General features: G+C 37.3%; 20 protein-coding genes. 12 read left to right on the plus strand and 8 right to left on the minus strand.

What is annotated here, in order from left to right:
• Window positions 1-94 precede the first annotated feature (94 nt).
• From ABC228_RS08520 to ABC228_RS08530, 3 genes are all read left to right on the plus strand, one after another.
• The gene (locus ABC228_RS08520; protein WP_345824692.1) at window positions 95-1273 is read left to right on the plus strand and encodes a chromate transporter; all 1179 of its coding nucleotides are present in this window, start codon (window positions 95-97) and stop codon (window positions 1271-1273) included.
• Between the two features lie 38 nt (window positions 1274-1311).
• The gene (locus ABC228_RS08525; protein ID WP_345824693.1) at window positions 1312-1752 is read left to right on the plus strand and encodes an OsmC family protein; all 441 of its coding nucleotides are present in this window, start codon (window positions 1312-1314) and stop codon (window positions 1750-1752) included.
• A gap of 254 nt (window positions 1753-2006) precedes the next feature.
• Complete coding sequence (locus ABC228_RS08530) at window positions 2007-3401, plus strand: L-cystine transporter (RefSeq protein ID WP_345824851.1); 1395 nt, start codon at window positions 2007-2009, stop codon at window positions 3399-3401.
• 112 nt (window positions 3402-3513) lie between these two features.
• On the opposite strand, the gene ABC228_RS08535 is transcribed toward ABC228_RS08530, so the two are convergent.
• Entirely contained in the window at window positions 3514-5325 is a 1812-nt protein-coding gene (locus ABC228_RS08535) for a DNA ligase D (RefSeq protein ID WP_345824694.1), read from the minus strand.
• A gap of 109 nt (window positions 5326-5434) precedes the next feature.
• On the opposite strand from ABC228_RS08535, the gene ku reads away from it, so the two are divergent.
• Window positions 5435-6274, plus strand: a complete 840-nt coding sequence (gene ku, locus ABC228_RS08540; RefSeq protein ID WP_345824695.1) for a non-homologous end joining protein Ku — start codon at window positions 5435-5437, stop codon at window positions 6272-6274.
• Window positions 6275-6542: 268 nt separating this feature from the next.
• A complete protein-coding gene (locus ABC228_RS08545) occupies window positions 6543-7535 on the plus strand; it encodes an acyltransferase family protein (protein WP_345824696.1) in 993 nt (330 codons plus the stop codon).
• A gap of 144 nt (window positions 7536-7679) precedes the next feature.
• Here ABC228_RS08545 and ABC228_RS08550 read toward each other — a convergent pair whose 3' ends face one another.
• Complete coding sequence (locus ABC228_RS08550; protein ID WP_345824697.1) at window positions 7680-9026, minus strand: YjiH family protein; 1347 nt, start codon at window positions 9024-9026, stop codon at window positions 7680-7682.
• Window positions 9027-9289: 263 nt separating this feature from the next.
• Here ABC228_RS08550 and ABC228_RS08555 point away from each other — a divergent pair, with 263 nt between their 5' ends.
• The 3 genes from ABC228_RS08555 to ABC228_RS08565 all read left to right on the plus strand — a co-directional run bounded on the left by ABC228_RS08555 (window position 9290) and on the right by ABC228_RS08565 (window position 10347).
• Window positions 9290-9439 carry a hypothetical protein gene (locus ABC228_RS08555; RefSeq protein ID WP_345824698.1) on the plus strand — a complete coding sequence of 50 codons (150 nt, stop codon included), beginning with the start codon at window positions 9290-9292 and terminating at the stop codon, window positions 9437-9439.
• 212 nt (window positions 9440-9651) lie between these two features.
• A complete protein-coding gene (locus ABC228_RS08560; RefSeq protein ID WP_345824699.1) occupies window positions 9652-9957 on the plus strand; it encodes a YwdI family protein in 306 nt (101 codons plus the stop codon).
• A 21-nt stretch (window positions 9958-9978) separates the two neighbouring features.
• Window positions 9979-10347: a DUF423 domain-containing protein gene (locus ABC228_RS08565; protein ID WP_345824700.1), complete on the plus strand. Its 369-nt coding sequence runs from the start codon at window positions 9979-9981 to the stop codon at window positions 10345-10347.
• Here ABC228_RS08565 and ABC228_RS08570 read toward each other — a convergent pair.
• The 4 genes from ABC228_RS08570 to hemQ form a co-directional block, all read right to left on the minus strand.
• Entirely contained in the window at window positions 10342-10593 is a 252-nt protein-coding gene (locus ABC228_RS08570) for a hypothetical protein (RefSeq protein ID WP_345824701.1), read from the minus strand. The genes ABC228_RS08565 and ABC228_RS08570 overlap by 6 nt on opposite strands.
• Before the next feature lie 115 nt (window positions 10594-10708).
• The gene (gene gerQ, locus ABC228_RS08575; protein ID WP_345824702.1) at window positions 10709-11179 is read right to left on the minus strand and encodes a spore coat protein GerQ; all 471 of its coding nucleotides are present in this window, start codon (window positions 11177-11179) and stop codon (window positions 10709-10711) included.
• 26 nt (window positions 11180-11205) lie between these two features.
• On the minus strand, window positions 11206-11628 hold the full coding sequence (locus ABC228_RS08580; RefSeq protein ID WP_345824703.1) for a cell wall hydrolase: 423 nt from the start codon (window positions 11626-11628) through the stop codon (window positions 11206-11208).
• Between the two features lie 257 nt (window positions 11629-11885).
• A complete protein-coding gene (gene hemQ, locus ABC228_RS08585) occupies window positions 11886-12635 on the minus strand; it encodes a hydrogen peroxide-dependent heme synthase (protein ID WP_345824704.1) in 750 nt (249 codons plus the stop codon).
• Window positions 12636-12932: 297 nt separating this feature from the next.
• Here hemQ and pta point away from each other — a divergent pair, with 297 nt between their 5' ends.
• A complete protein-coding gene (gene pta, locus ABC228_RS08590) occupies window positions 12933-13907 on the plus strand; it encodes a phosphate acetyltransferase (RefSeq protein WP_345824705.1) in 975 nt (324 codons plus the stop codon).
• A gap of 274 nt (window positions 13908-14181) precedes the next feature.
• Here pta and ABC228_RS08595 read toward each other — a convergent pair whose 3' ends face one another.
• Both ABC228_RS08595 and ABC228_RS08600 read right to left on the minus strand, forming a co-directional pair.
• Window positions 14182-14649: a hypothetical protein gene (locus tag ABC228_RS08595; RefSeq protein ID WP_345824706.1), complete on the minus strand. Its 468-nt coding sequence runs from the start codon at window positions 14647-14649 to the stop codon at window positions 14182-14184.
• 166 nt (window positions 14650-14815) lie between these two features.
• Complete coding sequence (locus ABC228_RS08600; RefSeq protein WP_345824707.1) at window positions 14816-15667, minus strand: lipoate--protein ligase family protein; 852 nt, start codon at window positions 15665-15667, stop codon at window positions 14816-14818.
• Between the two features lie 99 nt (window positions 15668-15766).
• Here ABC228_RS08600 and ABC228_RS08605 point away from each other — a divergent pair, with 99 nt between their 5' ends.
• The 3 genes from ABC228_RS08605 (at window position 15767) to ABC228_RS08615 (ending at window position 18163) form a co-directional block, all read left to right on the plus strand.
• The gene (locus tag ABC228_RS08605) at window positions 15767-17068 is read left to right on the plus strand and encodes an HD domain-containing protein (protein WP_345824708.1); all 1302 of its coding nucleotides are present in this window, start codon (window positions 15767-15769) and stop codon (window positions 17066-17068) included.
• A gap of 4 nt (window positions 17069-17072) precedes the next feature.
• Complete coding sequence (locus ABC228_RS08610; RefSeq protein ID WP_345824709.1) at window positions 17073-17576, plus strand: YwgA family protein; 504 nt, start codon at window positions 17073-17075, stop codon at window positions 17574-17576.
• A gap of 74 nt (window positions 17577-17650) precedes the next feature.
• Complete coding sequence (locus tag ABC228_RS08615; RefSeq protein WP_345824710.1) at window positions 17651-18163, plus strand: YwhD family protein; 513 nt, start codon at window positions 17651-17653, stop codon at window positions 18161-18163.
• The last annotated feature ends 190 nt before the right edge of the window (window positions 18164-18353 follow it).

Here is an 18353-nt window from a genome sequence, read left to right on the forward strand (position 1 = left end):
CATATGCGTATTTTTGTAAATTCTATGTAAATGTTAATACACAAACAACAGATTATGTTATCTTAGAAAAAACAAAAAATGCTTGGAGGAAATAATGAAGAAGAACCGATTACTGGAAATCTTAGGGACATCATTGAAATTAGGGTTGACCTCTTTTGGTGGGCCTGTTGCACATTTAGGATATTTTAAAAACGAATATATAGATAAGCGTAAATGGCTAGACGATAAGACGTATGCAGATATTATAGCGCTGTGTCAGTTCCTACCTGGTCCAGCGAGCAGTCAGGTTGGAATATCAATTGGAATGCTTCGAGGTGGCTTCTTTGGGGGAGTTATTTCTTGGTTAGGCTTTACGATGCCCTCTGTTATTGTATTGATATTATTTGCACTTGCCTTTCAAACCTTCTCACTTGGAGATGCCACCTGGATAACATCTCTAAAAATAGTTGCAACGGCTGTTATATTACATGCAGTTTTAGGAATGGGGAAAAATCTTACGCCAGATAAACCAAGAATAGCAATCGCCGTTCTTGCAATGCTGATTATGTTATTATTTCCATCGGCTATTGTGCAAATTGCTGTCATTTTGGGTGCCGCTATTCTCGGATATTTTATGTTTTCTAAAAATGCACAATCAAAGGTCGAAGCGTTTTCCATTTCTATCACGAAAAAGCAAGGGATTTTCGCGCTTTCCCTACTAGTGCTGCTACTAATTGGGTTGCCAATAGTGGCACAAGCTGTTCAGAATCCTTATGTAAGTATTTTTGATACATTCTTTCGGGTTGGCTCCATTGTATTTGGAGGGGGACATGTGGTGCTACCATTGCTAGAGCAAGAGGTTGTGCCGAATGGTCTTTTGACGAGCAGTGAATTTTTGGCCGGTTATGGGATGGCTCAAGCGGTTCCAGGTCCTCTATTTACATTTGCGAGTTATTTAGGGACGATGATACAAGGCTTAACAGGTGGTATTATTGCCACAGTAGCAATGTTTTTACCTTCATTTTTATTGATTGTTGGAGCCCTACCTTTCTTAAGTGAACTAAGAAAGCGTAAGAGCTTTCAAGGAATATTGATGGGCGTTAATGCAAGCGTAGTCGGGATACTACTTGCTGCCTTCTACGACCCTGTATTTACAAGCTCCATTACAAATGCCGCAAGCTTTTCATTAGCTGCAATTCTATTCGCACTTATGTATTTTTGGAAAACCCCTGCATGGCTCATTGTGATTATTGGGGTCGTGTTAGGGGAAGTAATGCATTACTTTTTTATTTAGCACATATATAAGATACAATGAGTTCGAGGTGAAGTTGAATGGCAGAACATCATTTTCATTTAAAAGCAGATTGGCCAGGTGGCCGTAATAGTGAAGGACATATTGACGCAGGAAATCTAAATACAAAAATCTCCATTCCAAAAGAAATGGATGGTCCAGGAGTCGGAACGAATCCAGATGAAATGCTACTCGGAGCGGCTGCAACATGCTACATTATTACGCTTGCCGCAATGATTGAAAGAGCTAGTCTACCTCTGAAGGAAATGGCGTTGGAATCTGAAGGGATTGTGGATGTAACAAAGGGCGTTTTTACGTATAAAAAAATTATTCATAGACCGACAGTAGCATTAACTGATGAAGCCGGTGATGGCGATTACCAATTAGTTAAGAAGCTCGTGGAAAAGGCAGAAAAAAGCTGTATGATTTCTCGAGCCATACAGGGCAATGTCGAATTAGAATTACAGGCGAAGATTCTATAAATGGACAAAGGAACACTATCAATAACAGTAGTGTTCCTTTTAATTACGATTTGTAAGTAATGTGAATTCATTTTCTTGACACCCTATTAAAACCATTGTATCTTATTAAAGTCATACTATTTTTATCGGAATTATATAATTTAAAGAGCGATAAAAAGATTAGGTGCATATAGTATTAGAAAACTAGGTGTTTGCAAATGCATGTTGGCGAATATCTTCTTTTCCGAAATCAAAAAAAATAGGGGGATTTTATGATGGATTGGCTATTAATCTTGAACATTGCAATTCTACTTGCAATTATCGGATTGTTAATTTTTATGCAACGTAAACATGTTTCCTTTACGAAGCGTGTATTTACAGGTCTAGGTTTGGGGATTGTTCTTGGAGCTGTATTACAATGGATTTATGGAAGTGGATCTGAAACATTAGCACTGACTAGTGATTGGTACAATGTAGTGGGGAGAGGGTATGTTAGCTTCCTAATGATGATCGTAATTCCTTTAGTAATGGTATCGATTATTCAATCCATTACGAATCTGGAAAAGTCAGCTCAGCTTGGAAAAATGGCTGGTTGGATTATTGGTATTTTAATTGTAACGACAATGATTGCAGCTTTAATTGGTGTTGGTGCTGCAACAATCTTTGATCTAAATGCAGAAGATATTACTGCAGGTGAGGAAGAACAAGAGCGAGCGGCTTCTCTAGAAGATAGATATTCTACTGAAATTGAAGGAGCTTCAACTCCGGACCGAATTTTGAACTTTATCCCATCTAACATCTTCTTAGATATGACGGGACAGCGTTCAACATCCGTTATTGCAGTTGTAATCTTTTCTATATTTGTTGGGGTTGCAGTACTTGGGTTACGCAGAAAAAATCCTGAACAAGCAGAATTCTTTACGAAAATGGTCAATGCAGTATATGGTGTTGTAATGCGTATCGTTACCTTGGTACTTCGTTTAACGCCTTACGGTATTTTGGCGTTAATGGCAAATACGGTAGCAAATACAGACTTTGCTGGAATTTTAGAGCTTGGTAAATTCGTATTAGCATCTTATGTAGCGTTGGCGGTAATGTTTATTATTCACCTAGTACTTGTATCGGTATTCGGAATAAGTCCACTTGGTTATTTACGTAAAGTATTGCCAGTGCTGAGCTTTGCATTCACATCCCGTTCTAGTGCTGGTACTATTCCGTTAAATGTTTCTGCACAGAAAAACGCTCTTGGTGTTGAAGAAGGGGTTGCCAATATGTCTGCTTCCTTTGGAGCAACAATGGGGCAAAATGGATGTGCTGGAATATATCCTGCAATGCTCGCTGTTATGATTGCACCAACTGTTGGTATTGATCCATTAACAGTGGAGTTCTTATTACCACTAGTTATCATCATTGGATTTAGTTCATTTGGTATTGCCGGTGTTGGTGGTGGTGCTACATTTGCAGCACTAATCGTTCTTTCTTCAATGGGATTACCTGTAGGGTTAGCAGGTCTGTTAATTTCAATTGAAGCATTCATTGATATGGGTCGTACTGCATTGAACGTAAATGGTGCAATGGTAACCGGTACACTGACCTCACGTATTTTAGGAAACTTTAATACGAAAATCTTTCATGATAAGAACGCGATAGAAGAAGCAAAATCATTATAATTGTGCCAAATAACCGCTCCCACGTGGAGCGGTTATTTTTATAGGCATCGATACAGGGCGGGCGAACGACGCGAATAAATGATGGTAACCACCTTTATTAATGAGTATCATATTATTTTATTAACGCCAGAACCCTGTCTAATTTCTGATTTCTACCGTAGTCAAAATAACCATGAAACGGGCAGCCGACATCCTGTACACGTTTCACGACGTTTTCAATTGTAAATGCTTCCGGTCTTAGTTCCACTGTAACTTCCTCCCAGTAAAGCGGGGTTGCCACTGTCCCATCTGGTGTTTTACGTGTAGAGTAGGGGGAAATTAACGTTTTATCCTTCCCGTGCTGAACGTAATCGATATATAGTCGACCCTCTCGCTTTTCCTTCATTCTTTCAGTAGTAAAAATATCAGGATGCTGTTTTTCAATCGTCCATGCAATAGCTTGTGTGAATACGGCAGTTTCGTCATACTCCATACTACCTTCTGAAATTGGAATATGGACCTGAAGACCTTTATTTCCTGATGTTTTAACAAATGAGACAAGGTCTAAGTCATCCAATAATTGTTTTATTAGTAATGCTGCCTGAATAGCCCAGCTAAATTTATCCCGATTAGGTGGGTCTAAATCAAATACAATCTCGATTGGTTTATTACCTGTTAGGCTTTGAAAGGGTACATGATATTCCAACGCACCATGATTTGCAAACCACATAAGAGATTCTAACGTATCACATACCATCAATTTTTCTTCTCCTGTACCAATACCATTAATAAAGTCTGGCGCATAAGCAGGTAGGTGCTTCTGAAAAAATGACTCTGCTTTAACGCCATCTGGACAACGAATGATTGTTAATGCTCGGTTCTCTAGGAATGGTAACATATAGGGGGCAATCTCTCGCATATACGCTAGAAACTTCCCTTTTGTAAATCCTACTTCTGGCCAGTAGAGCTTATCGGTATTTGCGAACTCTATTTTAGGGGGAAGCATGGACAAGTCTAATTCTAATTGCTCCACTGTGCATTCAGCTGGAGTTAATTCTGGTGCAATTCTGTCAAATTCAGGTTCACGTAATTCTCCCATATACCGATCTAAGGTATGTATGGAGGCACAGATTGCAGGTGGTAGCCTATAAAAAACACCTTCCTTTTCACCGTTTGCTATAAAAAGTTGCTTCACTGTTTGAAAATCATCTGTAGCCAATCCATGCTTGCATTTTCCGACAGCATAAATCGAGTCACTATCGAATACATGGACATCAAAATAGTCATTTTTACTATCATATGCTGTCAAAAATCCATGAATAACTCGCCAATTTTTTATCTTATACCAATCCCGATGTTTTTTTCCTGTCGAATAGCTGCTCTTCTTTCGCTTGGCAATCATTCCTTCTCCTTTATGGTCAAAAATAATTTTCCATAGTTCGTCAGGATTTTTGTATGCCTGAATGAATCCGAGTTTCTTCCATTTCTCATCCGTAATCTCCATAAGACTACAAAAGGATTCTAAAACCTTTTTTCGTTCAGCAAATGTCTTTCTTGCGGTGGAAGTACCTGAATACTGTAAAATATCAAATGCTAACAGGGTTGCAGGTCTATTCACAGAAGCTTTTTGAATGGAATCAGCATTTTTGAGTCTTCCTCGCTTTTGAATCCACGAGAAGTTAGCTTGGTAACGATTGTTTAATACGGCTAATTCGCAATCCAGTTTAACAGGTAGAAGCTCTTTGACAAGATTCTCATGTTGCTGGCAAAAAGAAACAATTTCAGGGAATTGTGGTGTTAAATCTTTTTGATTTTTACTAACTAATTTAATTTCGTCATTTTTTTCCCAATGGAGAACGCACCGAAATCCGTCATATTTAACCTCGTAAAGCCATTCATTTCCTGTTGGAATTTCGTTACTTGCAATTGGCTTCATTACGTCCATTTCATCATTCTCCCTTCCCCATTTAAAATGCTATAAATCGGGGAAAATAACCAGAATGGATTAAAATTATCTATTTTCGACAAACTATGGGAAAAAGGGAGGTATGATGATGCATACGATGTGGAAAGGCACCATTAGCTTTGGACTTGTCAATATCCCTGTTAAAATGCATGCTGCAACAGAAAATAAAGATGTTTCCTTAAGGCAGCTACACAAGGAATGTAAATCGCCAATAAAATATGAGAAGGTTTGTCCGGTTTGTGAAAAAGAAGTTGGTAATGATGATATCGTAAAGGCGTATGAATACGCCAAAAATAAATTTGTCGTTTTGGATGAGGACGATCTTGCTGAGTTAAAGAAGGAGCAAGAAGATAAGGCAGTTGAAATTGTAGATTTTGTTAAATTAGAAGATATTGACCCGATTTACTTCGAAAAAAGCTATTATTTGTCACCAAATGAAGGGGGGAGTAAAGCGTATGGTTTACTCCGTGCCGCCCTGGAGGAGACTGGGAAAATCGGTGTGGCCAAAATGATGATTCGCTCTAAAGAGCAGCTTGCAGTTATCCGTATCTATCAAAACACACTTGTGGTTGAAACCATACATTACCCAGATGAAGTTCGTGACGTAAAGGAAGTACCGAATGTTCCGGAAAAAGTAGAGACCGCGAAAAAGGAAATCGATACTGCAAAAATGCTTATTGAACAGTTAACCACTGAATTTGAACCCGAGAAATATAAGGATGATTATCGTACTGCATTATTAGAGTTAATTGAAGAGAAGAAGAATCAAGATCAAACTACTACAGCAAAAGATAAACCGAAACCTGATAACGTAACCGATCTGATGGATGCATTACAAGCATCCTTAGAAAGAGCGAAGAAAGATAAACCGAAGCCGAAACAACCCAAAAAACGAAAAACGACTACAACCAAGAAGAAAGCGCAGTAATGTATAAGCCCTCATTTATGAGGGTTTTTCTATTGGGAAAATGCAAAGCAAAGAGTGATTTCTACTTTTTGGTAATTAAGTTTCACCAATAGCAGTGATTGTAATTATCCATCTATTGGAACCTACATTACATTCCATTATCAATCTTTCATTCCATTTACATGATGTTAACAACCACAATAAATCGTACTGGTCAGTGCGTATTACTGTGTTGAAGCGGGTAGAAAAGTATTACCCCCAACAATACTATAGTAAAGGAATGAGCATCTTGGAGCGTAACGCCTTCTTTGATAATGCGAAATTACTTCTTATTCTCTTAGTTGTTTTCGGTCATGTAATCCAACCCTTTATTGCTGGTTCGTTAGAAATGCACGCCTTATATACTTGGATTTATACGTTTCATATGCCAGCATTTATATTTCTAGCAGGATTTTTTGCCAAAGGGTTTGGAGATAGCGGATATTTCATAAAGCTCGCTAAGAAATTACTTCTGCCATATTTCATATTTCAATTAACCTATTCTTCTTATTATTACTTCATTGGAAAATCGAATTGGTTAACCGATATATTCTATCCTCATTGGTCCTTATGGTTTTTAATTAGTTTATTTAGTTGGCATTTGTTATTATATTGGTTTAAAAAAATACCACCTATTATCAGTTTATCCGTAGCAGTAGCTTTAGGGATTCTTGTAGGCTATTTAGCTGGCGTAGGACATTATTTTAGTCTATCAAGAACATTTGTATTCTTTCCATTCTTCCTATTGGGATTTTGGCTAAAAGAGAAGCATCTCATGTACTTGAAGCGAAAGGGCATTCAAGTCATAGCAGGGTTGATACTCACAGCTACAGCACTTGCCATTTATTTTGCACCAGAAATCAACACCGGTTGGCTATTAGCATCGAAATCATATTATGACTTAGGAATGCAAGAGTTCGGAGGAATCGCTAGATTACTTGTTTATGTAACCTCAACATTAATGGCTGCTAGTGTGCTAGCCTGGGTTCCAACGAAGCGATACAGCTTTACCCATTTAGGTGAAAGAACCTTATATGTTTACCTATTACATGGGTTCATTATCCAGTATTTTCGCGCATACGAACTATTCCATGTGACTACTATTATGGATGTTATTGGGTTAGTCGGAATTTCTGTTCTAACCGTATGGGCACTGTCTAGTACACCAGTTCTTACCGTAAGCCAGCCATTTGTTGAAGGGAAGTTAACCCATATGAAAAAATCGTTAAATATTTCAGGATAAATGAAACTTTTCTCGAAAAACTTTCGTATATATAAGTAGCCCCCCTTTTTCTAGAATAGATTTGGTAATAAACCAAACTAGAGGTTGGTTTATTAACCAAAAAAAGAGCAATCCATTTACGGATTGCTCTTTTGTCTTGATTTATTAGAACAAGATATGTGCCACAAGAACGATGATAGGCAACGTAATAATCGTCCTTAATAAGAAGATAATCGCTAAATCCTTAAAGGAAACTGGCACCTTAGAACCTAACAATAATCCCCCAACTTCTGACATGTAAATTAATTGCGTAACCGATAGAGCAGCGATAATGAAACGGGTTATCTCTGCCTCTATTGAAGCCCCAATGACAGAAGGTAAGAACATATCCGCAAAACCAATAAGAATTGTTTCAGAAGCCTCGTGGGCAAATGGTACTTGCATAAGTTCTAAGATGGGGATAAACGGTGTCCCTAACCATTGAAATAAAGGTGTATATTCAGCAATTATTAGCGCGACAAGGCCAAGTGCCATTACAACAGGGGCTACCCCCATCCACATATCTAATACATTTTGGCTTCCATCTTTCAGAAACTGATAGAAGCTAGACTCTTTCTTTGCGCGCTTTACTGCTTTTTCATAACCGAATGTTAAGGAGTTATATCCTTCTGGAAGTTTCTCCTCAATTCCTGTTGCCTGTTCATTGACATAAGAATCAGGTTTTCTGGAGAGTGGTGGTATCCTTGGCATGATTAATGCAGCAATAAGACCAGCTCCCAACACCGTAAGGTAAAACGGTATAAACATATGGCCAAGACCCACTTCTTCAATAACTACGAGTGTAAAGGTGATAGAAACTACGGAAAATGTTGTACCAATAACTGCTGCCTCGCGCTTCGAGTAATAGCCATCTTCATATTGTTTACTTGTAAGTAGTACCCCAATTGTTCCATCACCAATCCAAGATGCTAATGCGTCAATAGAGGATCTCCCTGGTAGTTTAAATAAAGGCCGCATAAACTTTGTTGCTAAAGTTCCGAAAAGCTCCATTAAGCCAAAGTTCATCAATAGTGGTAAGAATAATCCAGCAAATAAAAAGACAGCAAATAAAACATGAAGTAAGCTATCTAATAATAATTGTCCAGTATCTTCTCCATGTACTGCTTCAGGACCGATTTTATAATACACCATAATTGCAAATACAGCGGCAAGTACTCTTGTTATTGTCCAAAACCAATTGACTAAAAGTAGGTTTTGGAAGAAAGGTGTTTTGTCTAAACGATCACGACCAATTATCTTCGCTAAAACAGTAAGGAAAGCTGTTAGAGTTATAATAATCATCATAATAAACGATAATTGATCAGCGAGTAAATCCTGAATCCAATTCGCTAGTATGGCAATTGGGATGGTAAATCCATCCTTAGTCTGAACAGGAATAATGAATAATAAAATACCAATAAGAGAGGGAATAATAAATTTAAGATGTTCAATTAGCGAAAATTTACTTTTCATCCGGAATCCTCCTAAAAACCATATTATATTATTAGATTATGTTTCTTTTAGTTAATTATAAACCAACTTTCCTAGTATAGATTACGAATAAATATTTGTCAAAATGTATATTTATAGAGTGAGAAGCATTGATGTTAATTTAATGCGAGAATAAGTTAGGTTTTCTAGTTCGAATTTCCTATTTTATAAATCGATATTGCGTCTATAATAGGTGGGCGTTATTATATAGATAATAGCATAGTTCGGAGGGGGAATTTTAGCGTATGAAAAGCTGCTTGCAATTATGTAGTAACTTAGAGCTTTATAAAGACATAGAATCGAAGCTAAAGAGAGATCTAACGAACGAAGAAATGGATTTTTTGCAATGGGTTTTCAATCGCTATTTGGAAGAGAAAGAGCAACAGAGTGCATAAATAACATTCTCGGAAACTAACGCTATGATTGTTAGTATATTCCTTGACGTGCAGAAGTCTTGAATTATCAAGGCTTTTTATTATGCAATTTTATCAAGATTTAGTTTGTGTAGTTTTGTTTACCGTTCTCGATGGGTGAGGTTTCACTTTGAGATACCGGTATTATTCTGTATGATAAAGTAGAATGATTTTTACATAAGAGGAGTGTCTATATGGCAGTCGCAAATGATACGATTTTGCAAAAGATGACGCGTGAATTAGAGCAAGCAAAGCAAGAACAGCATAACCAACCCGAAATGTTAAAGCATATTGCTAATATACGTTTGTTATGTGATTTATTTCTGACAGAAGATAATTCTCAGACTACTTCTAATCCGAATCAGATGGAAATCAGCTCTGCTGAATTAAAGGCAATGGTTGGTGAGGAGAAATCAGGAAATTCAAAGCAAGCTCAACCATTTAAAAAATCAGTTGAGCTAGATGATGATGGTAATGGAGATTCAATTTTTGATTTTTAAAAAGGGAAGCGAGTGAATGTAGTGAAGTTATTTTTAGTACTAGGAGTGATCAATGGCTTCTTAGCTGTTGCGCTTGGAGCATTCGGAGCACATGGTTTAGAAGGGAAGCTCACCGAAAAAGCCTTAAACACATGGGAAAAAGCTGTAACCTATCAAATGTTTCACACCGTTGCATTGCTTGTGACAGGATTAATCTTAATGAAATATCAAGTCGCAAGTCTCAATTGGGCGGGATGGTTATTCTTTATTGGAATCATCTTATTCTCCGGAAGTTTATACATCTATTCAACTTCTGGGATAAAAACGTTTGCGATGATAACACCAATTGGAGGATTATTATTCCTAGCTGGCTGGATACTTCTTGGCTATGCAATCGTTAAATTCTTATAAAAATAGAAGCAAGAAGGTTGCAAATAGAAATATTAATACGGAACGTAATAGTTGTTTTATACCATGAACTTGGCTTCGCATGTATAATGCGATAAGACCATCGCAGACAAGGCTTGCTGCAACTAAATACAAACAGATAATTATCAAAAAGAAGACACCTTGAATTAAAGCAATAAGTCCAAAAAGTACAGCAAGTACAATTGCAACTAGTTCGCCACGAATGAATTTTTCATAGGGATGTCTCATGGAATCGCCTCACACTAACAATATGTAAGAAAAGGATGGTACTACTCTTGGTACCATCCTTTTAAATTTTATTACGGTCATAGCAATTTATTGTTCTAATAACCAACGAATCTGATTATCTAGGAGAATAGGTTGACATTTGCCCGGTGCTTCCGTATGGATACTCATAATTTAATTCTTCATCAAACGTAATATAATCGAGATAAACCATTAACAATAAGTAACGCTTTCCAGTTTGCGGATCGCTAAGTATGATATGATCTCGACCAGCAGCTTCAATAATTCCCCTAAACACTTTTGCATTCCATTCTTCGTTATTTTCAAATGTCATATAAACAGTTGCTACTTTTCCTCGATTTAATCGTAAGATATTTTCAATATACGATTGCTCTGCTGGTAACATTCCTGGAACATCGATAAACGGTTGCTGTTGTGGTTGCTGCTGCGTAGGTTGCGGCTGTTGTGGGTAACCAAATTGACGATAATTAAAAGCTGGATAGTAAGCTGGTGATGTTTGTGGGTAATAGTAATAAGGTTGTTGCCCGAAGTTTGCACTGTGTTGTGACTTTCCTTGATTGTCTGACATAACAAAAACCTCCTAATAATATTGTTTTAAAATACAGTTGGACAATTTTCAGCGGTTGGTGAATAGAAACAGTGTGCTTTAAACCTTCCGCTATTCCATTGATTAAACCATTGAGCAGGACAAGCCCCAGCTGGTCTAAAAAACCATAGTGAGTTCGTGGCAGGATGAAACCTTTCCCCTTGAATTGTTCTTCTTGCTAATCTCTTCTCGGTTTCTCTAGCACGTTGATAAAAATAACCCTTTTGTGTAGCTTCAAAACCACCAGGACTTTGATAAACCATATCATTTATATTCCGAATATCCTTAAAGTCTAAGCAGTCAGCTCTAACCCTATTTACGCCTACATTGCCAACCATCAACATTCCTAATTGACCATCGCCTTCTGCTTCTGCGCGGATTAATCGAGCCAATAATTGTACATCATTTTCTTTAAAGGGTATAACGGCCATTCGTACACCTCATTTCTATCCAAGGTCTACTATGATTATATGTATGATTGGGCGGAAAGTGATATGACAAGAGAAATTAATTCGGATAAATGAAAATTTATGGTGAAGTAGGTGTGGAGATAGGTGGTTGTTTTCAGCGTTACAGTTATTAAAGAGGGTTTTGATGACGCTTTAGCCTTTTAGCAGGAATCTTTAGCATTTCGATAAATACAACAAAAAAAGACCTCCTGTCGAAACAGAAAGTCCTTCAATTTTTATTAAACTTCCAAGAATTTACCGATTTCTTCTTTATTCAGGATGTTTCCAACATAAAACTCACCAAATTCACCATAACGAGAGCTTACTTCATCAAAACGCATTTCATAAACAATTTTTTTGAATTGGAGTGGCTCATGTGCAAACAATGTAACGCCCCATTCCCAGTCATCCAACCCAATGGAGCCTGTAATGATTTGTTTTACTTTACCAGCATATTTGCGTCCTGTTTTACTGTGTTCATAAAGCATTTTACCACGTACATCTTTTTCTAATGTATACCAGTTCTCTTCACCTTGTCGACGTCTGTCCATTGGATAGAAGCAAGCATGCTCCCATTTTGGAAGAATAGGCTTTAGACGGGCTTGAGTTTCTGGTAACGTTTCTGGATCAATACCATCTTTGGCTGGACGATATTTCGAAAGCTCCACAACAGATACATAGGAATGTGCAGGAGTTAAGTACTCCGCAAATTTTGATTTATTCAGCTCTGTTTCTAGCTCCGTTAATTCTTCCATAGTTGGGCGAAGGAACATAAACATTAAATCTGCTTTTTGCCCAACAATTTTATACATAGCATGCGAACCGTTTTTTGCTTCCTCGACAGCATCCCATTTTTCTATTAATGCTTCAAAGCTTGCAATTGCTTCTTGTTGTTCTTCTGGTGTTGCCGTTTTCCAGAAGTTCCAATCTATTGTACGAAAGTCGTGTAAACTATACCAACCATCCATTGTTTCGACAGCTTCTACCATTATGTATCTCTCCTTAAAGTTTGATTTTCATATGTTTACTATATCACAATTATTGTTGATATTCATGAGCAAGACATTTAAAAGGACATCCTGAAAAGGTTGATAGAATAAGGTTTGTTCCAGTGTTAACAGGATTGTCACGTTTATTGTCACCATATTGTCATTTATCATAAGGGAGATTTCTTTAATTTAAGGCATATTTGTACTATCATGATATTTGGTTTTATAGCATCATTATGTGCAACATTTCTAGCAGTTGATACATATTAAGAACATACAGCAAATGGAGGTAAAAAAATGAGTAACTTATTTGAAGAAGTAAAAGCTCAGGTAAATGGGAAAGACAAGTCCATTGTTTTTCCAGAAGGGTTAGATGAAAGAATTCTTACAGCAGCAAGTAGACTAGATACAGAAGGAGTATTACGTCCAATACTTGTTGGAAATAAAGAAGCTATTCAGCAAAAAGCAACGGAATTAAATGTTGATATTCATACGACTACTGTATTAGATCCTCAAAGCTATGAAAAATTTGATGAAATGGTCCAAAAATTTGTTGAACGCCGTAAAGGGAAAGCTTCAGAAGAAGATGCACGCAAGATTTTACTAGATGAAAATTATTTTGGTACAATGCTTGTTTATATGAATGAAGCGGATGGACTTGTAAGTGGGGCAGCACATTCAACTGCTGACACTGTACGTCCAGCACTTCAAATTATTAAAACAAAAGAAGGCGTTAAGAAAACATCAGGTGTATTTATCATGGTAAGAGATGATGAAAAATATGTATTTGCTGATTGTGCCATTAATATTTCACCAGATAGTAATGATTTAGCAGAGATTGCGGTGGAATCTGCTGAGACTGCTAAGTTATTTGGTGTAGATCCAAGAGTTGCAATGCTTAGCTTTTCAACGAAGGGCTCCGCCAAATCGGAGGAGACAGAGAAGGTTGTGGAAGCACTTAAGCTAGCGAAGGAAAAGAATACATCGTTAGTAATTGATGGAGAGTTTCAATTTGACGCTGCATTTGTTCCGAGTGTTGCCGCTAAAAAAGCACCAGATGCCCTAATCCAAGGAGATGCGAATGTATTTGTATTCCCAAGTCTGGAGGCAGGGAATATTGGGTATAAAATCGCACAACGCTTAGGTGGATTTGAAGCGGTAGGTCCAATCCTACAAGGATTAAATATGCCTGTTAATGACCTATCTCGAGGCTGTAGCGCGGAGGATGTCTATAATTTAGCGCTCATTACTGCTGCTCAAGCAGTTCAATAATAAGTCGCTAATGAATCGTAACTTTATTTCCAGTTAAGAATAAGCCAGCTAGTAACAATATTCAATCGTTGTTGCTAGGTGGCTTCGTTGTTTATTCGTTTTATGTAACTACTGCACGATTCAATTCGAATACCTATTCATTTGACTAGATCTTCAATTCTATAAAAGAAAATTCCCTTCAAGTAGATTGTAGCCGTCTGTTGAAGAGGCTATTTTACATTTCTACGGAAGGGATTTTTACATGTAATGATTCGTATAAATAAATAATTAGTCCTTATTCAGCTGCAGATTCTGTTGGAGATTCAATAACTGGTCTTTTCTGTACAGCTTTTTGCATAAGTTGTACTGGTAATTGCCAAGCAGTCACAACTGCCAATAAAATAAAGACAAAATCCATACCACTAAATAGCACTGTGAATTCGTCGGCAAATACGGACATCGTATCACTTTGGAACATGCCAGAAACACTTTCATAATTATAGAAATACCCTAAAATGAAATACTTTCCTAATATTATTCCAAAGATACTACCAACTACTGCAATGATTTGGTGTAAAGCAGTAATAGAGCCCTTTGCAAATTGGTATACGAGATAGCCTGCTAGGCCACCAATTCCCCAAGCAACAATGCCTATTTCATAATCTGAAACAATAGCAATTATTGCCCAAATTGCTCCACCAACTACTGCTGCTAATAGAGCACCGAGAATAGACAAACCTAAATTATTTCCTTGTCTTTCCATTTCTTAACTCCTCCTAGATTATAAGTTCTACAAGTTATTCTATAAATTGACAAAAAATCCCTTCTTTTTTATAAAAAATGGAAAAAAATGAATCCATAGACCTACTGGAGGGTCAGAGCGTAAAAAAAGTGGAAGCTTAATTCGAATTCATTAAGCTTCCACACTATTACTTCTGTAGATTGATAATTTTATCATTACGTTTCATCATTTGTTCATATCGTTTTTCAAACTCACGTATCTCCTCGTTCGAAAAATCCATCTCGACAACATCACTTAATTCCCGCAATACAGTCAAGGCGCGTCGCTTCATGTCGTTTACGGTAATAGCATGTCCGGTAAGATTCGACAAAGAGTCCATTACCTCTGGATTTACGTTCGGATAGGTAAATTTGGTTTCTGCACCCCGAAGACTAACCCTGTAAAATTCTCGAATAAGCGATGCACGATGATGGCTATCACCTTCTACATCCAAATAGATTTGAATAGCTGCACCATCTCGAACCCGCCTTTGAGAAATACCGGCAAATTTTTTTCCGTTAATACTTAAATCATAATCACCGGGGCAATACGATTCGACAATTTCATATGCCTGAATTTCTTGTGTTATATCACGGAGCATATATTCAATAAATCGAACCATTGCCTCGTAGCATTCATGAATGGATATATCTTTTACCCCGGGGAGAACCAGTGAAAGATTTAGAACACCCTCATCTAGTGCTACTGCTAAACCACCAGAATTCCTTACAATGGCCTGATAACCATGATCAGCTAATAGTCTAACGCCCTCATCTAAATAAGGTAAACGTGCATCTGGTATTCCCAAAACAATTGTCTTAGGATGAACCCAAAGGCGAATCGTAGGAGGGGATTGATGATTGCTAACAGAAGTCGCTAGTGCATCATCAATTGCAAATGAGGTTAGCGCAGTGTTTGGCACATTATGAAAATATTTTTCTTCCGTATGGTCGATGTAGCGGAATGTCGTATGGTGTATGATGTCTCTCCAATTTTTCATGTTAATCTCCTTCAGAACTTGTGAATTATGTCTTTTTTCACCTAGTTATCTATTATATAATAATAACAAAATCGTCGAATAGAAACGAGTTGAAGTATTTTGTCATATAAAGATGAACAATTGCATGAGGAGAAGGTATTTAAAGATCCGGTGCACCGCTATGTACATGTTCGTGATCGTGTTATTTGGGATCTAATTGCAACCCCTGAATTTCAGCGTCTCCGCAGAATCAAACAGCTTGGAACGACAAATATTACGTTTCATGGTGCTGAACATAGTCGGTTTAATCATTCCTTAGGTGTTTATGAAATTGTCCGTCGTATTATCTCTAATTTTCAGGATCGTCCACACTGGAATAATGATCAACGCTTGCTATGTCTCTGTGCAGCGCTTTTGCATGATTTAGGGCATGGGCCATTCTCTCATTCCTTTGAAAAGGTATTTAAGCTAGACCACGAGTACTTTACCCAGCAAATTATCTTGGGAGATACATACGTAAATAAAATTCTAGAGCGTGTGCATCCCGGCTTTGCGCAAGACGTTGCGGATGTTATTGCGAAAACATATTCGGACAAGCTTGTTGTTAGTTTAATATCTAGTCAAATAGATGCTGATAGAATGGATTATTTACAGCGTGATGCCTATTTTACTGGCGTTAGCTATGGGCATTTTGATATGGAGCGTATTTTGCGTGTCATGCGTCCGATAGAGGATCAAGTTGTTATTAAGTCTTCCGGAATGCATGCGGTTGAAGATTATATCATGAGTCGCTACCAAATGTACTGGCAAGTGTATTTTCACCCTGTGACAAGAAGTGCTGAAGTCATTTTAACGAAAATTCTGCATCGAGCGAAATACCTTTATGAATCCGAGTATGCGTTTAAACTTGAGCCACTACATTTTCTTTCCTTCTTTACAGGAGATGTATCACTTGAAGAATATTTGAAACTCGATGAGTCAATCGTACATTATTACTTCCAGCTCTGGCAGGAAGAAGAGGATGAGATTTTAAGGGATCTATGTGAGCGATTCATGAATCGTCGGCTATTTAAGTATGTCGAGTTTAATCCGAATAAACAAATGAATGATTGGATGAAGCTATACCAGTTATTTAAGGACGCTGGAATCGATCCAGATTATTACTTAGTGGTCGACTCTTCATCTGATTTACCATATGATTTTTACCGTCCTGGAGAGGAAGAAGAGCGACTTCCAATCCACTTATTAATGCCAAATGGCACTCTAAAAGAGCTTTCGAGACATTCTGATATTGTTGAGTCAATCTCGGGTAAAAAACGAACGGACCATAAGCTTTATTTCCCGAAAGATCTATTACAAGCAATTGAAGATAAAAAAATAGTCCAAGAAATCACAGATATTTTATATAGCAAGGAGTTGTAAGCAGATGCTTGATAATCATACAAAATTAATCCAGTTTTTTTCGGAAGCAAAACAGGTTACCGGGAGAAAGAAACTACAAAAAATGATCTATATTTTGCAATCCTTCGGTGTACCATTTGAGGAAAAATTTCAATTTCACTTCTACGGGCCATATTCTGAGGAGCTATCCTTACGCATTGAAGAATTATGTAATTTAGGGTTTATTCATGAAGAAAAAGAGGTAAAAAGCAATTATTTTCAATATCATTATTCCTTAACAGAAGATGGGCAAGAATTTTTGAAGCAATTTTCAATTGATATTCCGAACTGCTCGGAGAGTATCTCACTATTACAAGGAAGAAGCTCTCGTTTCTTAGAACTAGTCTCTACGATGCTATATTTTAAAGACTTATCAAAGCAGGAAGTAGAAGAGAAAGTACATGCTGTAAAGCCAAAGCAAAATTACAGCGATGAAGAAATGGCTGAAGCATGGAGCTTAATCAATGAATTACAAACAAAGCTGAACTAAGTGTTGGATACGTGAAATCAGTTCAACAGCTATGCTACAATAAAATACAGGATAGTTGAAAAGGAGGCTAGCTGATGAGTGCTGATCAATCTTCAGATAAGAAAAATGCATTTACAATTATAAAGGACGATTCTAATGATGGACATGGTGGCTATGGTGTAGGAGCAATAAGCCTTGAAAACATGTCTTCGGTTATAGTCGATCCAAATGAAAATAAAGCCTATGTAGATATGGGTGCCATGCATGCTAGAAGTGATGTAGAAAGACGTGTGAAATTTCAGCCAGACAAGTCATTAGTACCAAATGGAAAGCTATATTGGATTGTTTGGGTTAATGTGGCACGAAATGAAAATGGCCCTTATTACGCAGGGGTTACAGGCTGTGAAATCCGCGTCGATCGTTCCATTAAATTGGCATATAAATCAATGCCAGAGCATGTCAAGCATATGGAAAAAGCTTTGAAGGGAAACATTATTGTGGACCATATGGATGACCAGTCGAAAAACCTTCTCCGAGATTACTTAAAAGAGTTTAATGCAGATATGTGGAAGAACTCTACGGAGGAAATAAAGCAAGCATTAGCCTAACAGGTGATAGGACTAACGATTTGGTGCTGAATCAACAAAAGCTTGAGCTGTAGCTTACTTTTGATGGTTAGCACCATTTTGTTGGTCATTTTTTGACAGTATAACAATAATTTTTAAAAAGTGAACATTTTGTGACTGAATCATGAAAGTTGCGAGAAAATGTTGTACTTTGTTCAAGAAATTTGTAAAC

The sequence above is a fragment of the Ornithinibacillus xuwenensis genome, from assembly GCF_039614845.1.
Lineage (GTDB): Bacteria > Bacillota > Bacilli > Bacillales > Amphibacillaceae > Ornithinibacillus > Ornithinibacillus xuwenensis.

Excerpts from the sequence above, each read along its gene's own strand:
- ABC228_RS08520 (WP_345824692.1), top strand. The coding sequence starts at position 95 with ATGAAGAAGAACCGATTACTGGAAATCTTAGGGACATCATTGAAATTA.
- ABC228_RS08525 (WP_345824693.1), top strand. The coding sequence starts at position 1,312 with ATGGCAGAACATCATTTTCATTTAAAAGCAGATTGGCCAGGTGGCCGT.
- ABC228_RS08530 (WP_345824851.1), top strand. The coding sequence starts at position 2,007 with ATGGATTGGCTATTAATCTTGAACATTGCAATTCTACTTGCAATTATC.
- ABC228_RS08535 (WP_345824694.1), bottom strand. The coding sequence starts at position 5,325 with ATGGACGTAATGAAGCCAATTGCAAGTAACGAAATTCCAACAGGAAAT.
- ku (WP_345824695.1), top strand. The coding sequence starts at position 5,435 with ATGCATACGATGTGGAAAGGCACCATTAGCTTTGGACTTGTCAATATC.
- ABC228_RS08550 (WP_345824697.1), bottom strand. The coding sequence starts at position 9,026 with ATGAAAAGTAAATTTTCGCTAATTGAACATCTTAAATTTATTATTCCC.
- ABC228_RS08555 (WP_345824698.1), top strand. The coding sequence starts at position 9,290 with ATGAAAAGCTGCTTGCAATTATGTAGTAACTTAGAGCTTTATAAAGAC.
- ABC228_RS08560 (WP_345824699.1), top strand. The coding sequence starts at position 9,652 with ATGGCAGTCGCAAATGATACGATTTTGCAAAAGATGACGCGTGAATTA.
- ABC228_RS08570 (WP_345824701.1), bottom strand. The coding sequence starts at position 10,593 with ATGAGACATCCCTATGAAAAATTCATTCGTGGCGAACTAGTTGCAATT.
- gerQ (WP_345824702.1), bottom strand. The coding sequence starts at position 11,179 with ATGTCAGACAATCAAGGAAAGTCACAACACAGTGCAAACTTCGGGCAA.
- ABC228_RS08580 (WP_345824703.1), bottom strand. The coding sequence starts at position 11,628 with ATGGCCGTTATACCCTTTAAAGAAAATGATGTACAATTATTGGCTCGA.
- hemQ (WP_345824704.1), bottom strand. The coding sequence starts at position 12,635 with ATGGTAGAAGCTGTCGAAACAATGGATGGTTGGTATAGTTTACACGAC.
- pta (WP_345824705.1), top strand. The coding sequence starts at position 12,933 with ATGAGTAACTTATTTGAAGAAGTAAAAGCTCAGGTAAATGGGAAAGAC.
- ABC228_RS08595 (WP_345824706.1), bottom strand. The coding sequence starts at position 14,649 with ATGGAAAGACAAGGAAATAATTTAGGTTTGTCTATTCTCGGTGCTCTA.
- ABC228_RS08600 (WP_345824707.1), bottom strand. The coding sequence starts at position 15,667 with ATGAAAAATTGGAGAGACATCATACACCATACGACATTCCGCTACATC.
- ABC228_RS08610 (WP_345824709.1), top strand. The coding sequence starts at position 17,073 with ATGCTTGATAATCATACAAAATTAATCCAGTTTTTTTCGGAAGCAAAA.
- ABC228_RS08615 (WP_345824710.1), top strand. The coding sequence starts at position 17,651 with ATGAGTGCTGATCAATCTTCAGATAAGAAAAATGCATTTACAATTATA.